The sequence below is a fragment of the Vibrio sp. HI00D65 genome, from assembly GCF_001635455.1.
Classification (GTDB): domain Bacteria; phylum Pseudomonadota; class Gammaproteobacteria; order Enterobacterales; family Vibrionaceae; genus Vibrio.
The window spans coordinates 1-2116 of the sequence record NZ_LWEH01000508.1; the positions used below are offsets into that span (position 1 = coordinate 1).

A 2116-nucleotide genomic window follows, 5' to 3' on the forward strand; every position below is an offset into this window, starting at 1 on the left:
GTTTGTTGGATTGACTGCTTGGCTGCCATTAATCCTTGCCATACCCAGCGAGTGCTAGCACCACCGACTTGCAGTGAAGGGTTCTCTTCGTAAAGTCGACGGAACCACTGATAACGAACCTTGCTTTGACTCAGGAGGTTATTCTCAAAAGGTTTCGAGTAATAGGCTTGCTGACCTGGCGCGTAAACCGGTTTGGCGTGATATGCAGTAAGCACTTGCCCAACAATCATTGCGATAGGCTTCAAGTACCACTCGGTGTTGATACCAAACATTGGAGCGCACAAGGTGACCTTATCAAATGGGTGATCTGGATGGGTTTGTAGATAGCGTGTCGCGATAGTGCTACCCATTGAATGGGCTAACAGGTATAGCTTTGCATACTTGCTGAGGTCAAAACTGGCAATCATGTCAGACATGTCTGATGTATAATCATCGAACTCATGAATGTGACCAATGTCAGAGTCTGCTACCATACGCTCCGACTGGCCTTGACCTTGATGGTCAAATGAATAAACGTCATAGCCTTGTTGATAAAAATCATAAAAGATTTCTTGGTATTTTTGGCAGCATTCGATACGGCCATTTGAAATCACAATAGCTTTGCTGTGCTTTTCTGAGGTGAGGCTGCACCAGTACAGTTTCTTTTTACCAGACGATGTTAAATACCCCTCTTTTCTTTGTTGCCAAAGAACGTTGATCGGGTGTTTAATCGCATGATCGAACTGAGGTTCTTGAGTGTAAGGGAAGGCGGCTTCGCTGTGGTTTTCCATGGGAAATTACCTGAACTGATGCGTGTGAGAGCTTTATTGCTACTAATGTTGTTAGATTAAAGAACTAGTAAGGAAATGCAAATGGATACTCATGTTTGGCTTGCTTATGTTGTCACGGCGATTTTATTTAGCTTGGCTCCGGGCTCGGGTACCGTAAATTCAATCAGCAATGGGTTAAGCTATGGCACTCGAAAGTCATTGGCATCCATCGTCGGTTTACAACTTGGTCTTGCGTCCCACATTATGCTGGTGGGCGCGGGTATCGGTGCGCTCGTTGCTCAGTCTGCGTTGGCGTTCAACATCATCAAATGGGTTGGTGTGGTTTACTTAGTTTGGTTAGGTATTCAAAAGTGGCGTGATAGCTCGAGCCTAGTGGCATCTGAAGAAAGCTCTACTCTATCGAGCGGCAAACTGCTGAGAAACGCAGTGCTTATCAACCTAACTAACCCGAAATCAATCGTGTTTTTGGTGGCTCTGTTTCCTCAATTTATCGACCCTACACAACCTCAAGCACCGCAGTTATTAGTGCTAGGTGTGACGACAGTATTCATTGATAGCGTTGTTATGTTGGGTTACACCTCATTAGCGTCACAAATGGGGCGTTTTATTCGCTCTGATCGCATAATGGGTAAGATAAATAAAATATTTGGTGGTATGTTCATGGGCTGCGGTGCTTTGCTAGCTGCCGCGAAAGCTTAGATTAAGCGACTGAGTTATAGTTAAACCAATCAGAGTTATCAAGAAATGACCGCTACATACGTTGCTCGACAACCTATATTAAATCGCAAGAGGAATACACTCGGCTATGAGTTGTTATTTCGCGATGGAGAAAAAAATGCGTACCCAGCGCATATTGAGTCTAATCGAGCAACGTATCGTCTGATTGTTGAGAACTTCTTGTCTGTTGGTCTTAACCCTTCTATTCCATCTTCACGCTGTTTTATCAACTTCCCTTATCAAAGTTTGATTCGTCGACTGCCCTTAAGTTTGCCGAAAGATAAGGTGGTGGTAGAGATTCTGGAAACCTGTAAACCGACAGATGAATTGTTGGAAGCGGTTAAAGACCTTTACCAAGCGGGCTATATGATCGCCTTAGATGATTTTACTTCGACCCCAGAATGGGAACGTTTCCTTAAATACACGCATATCGTAAAGCTCGATATCATGCAGATGGGTTTGGATGAAGCGTGTGATTTGGTTAGGGCACATCAAGGGAAGAAGTTTAGCTTTTTGGCGGAGCGTGTTGAGACCGAGCAAGAATTCCAACAAGCTAAAGAGGCTGGCTTTAAGTTTTTCCAAGGTTACTTTTTTAATAAACCGGAAATCATCAAGAGTAAGTACATTAG

3 protein-coding genes are annotated in these 2116 nt (G+C 43.9%); 2 read left to right on the forward strand and 1 reads right to left on the reverse strand.

Annotated elements, in window-relative coordinates:
• A partial coding sequence (locus A3712_RS23155; RefSeq protein ID WP_063525189.1) for an alpha/beta fold hydrolase occupies positions 1 to 770 on the reverse strand: 770 nt, incomplete at its 3' end.
• A gap of 81 nt (positions 771 to 851) precedes the next feature.
• Here A3712_RS23155 and rhtB point away from each other — a divergent pair.
• Both rhtB and A3712_RS23165 read left to right on the forward strand, forming a co-directional pair.
• On the forward strand, positions 852 to 1469 hold the full coding sequence (rhtB, locus tag A3712_RS23160; RefSeq protein WP_063525190.1) for a homoserine/homoserine lactone efflux protein: 618 nt from the start codon (positions 852 to 854) through the stop codon (positions 1467 to 1469).
• Between the two features lie 45 nt (positions 1470 to 1514).
• A partial coding sequence (locus A3712_RS23165) for an EAL and HDOD domain-containing protein (protein WP_157618867.1) occupies positions 1515 to 2116 on the forward strand: 602 nt, incomplete at its 3' end.

Coding starts and splice junctions, on each gene's coding strand:
- rhtB (WP_063525190.1), top strand. CDS start 852: ATGGATACTCATGTTTGGCTTGCTTATGTTGTCACGGCGATTTTATTT.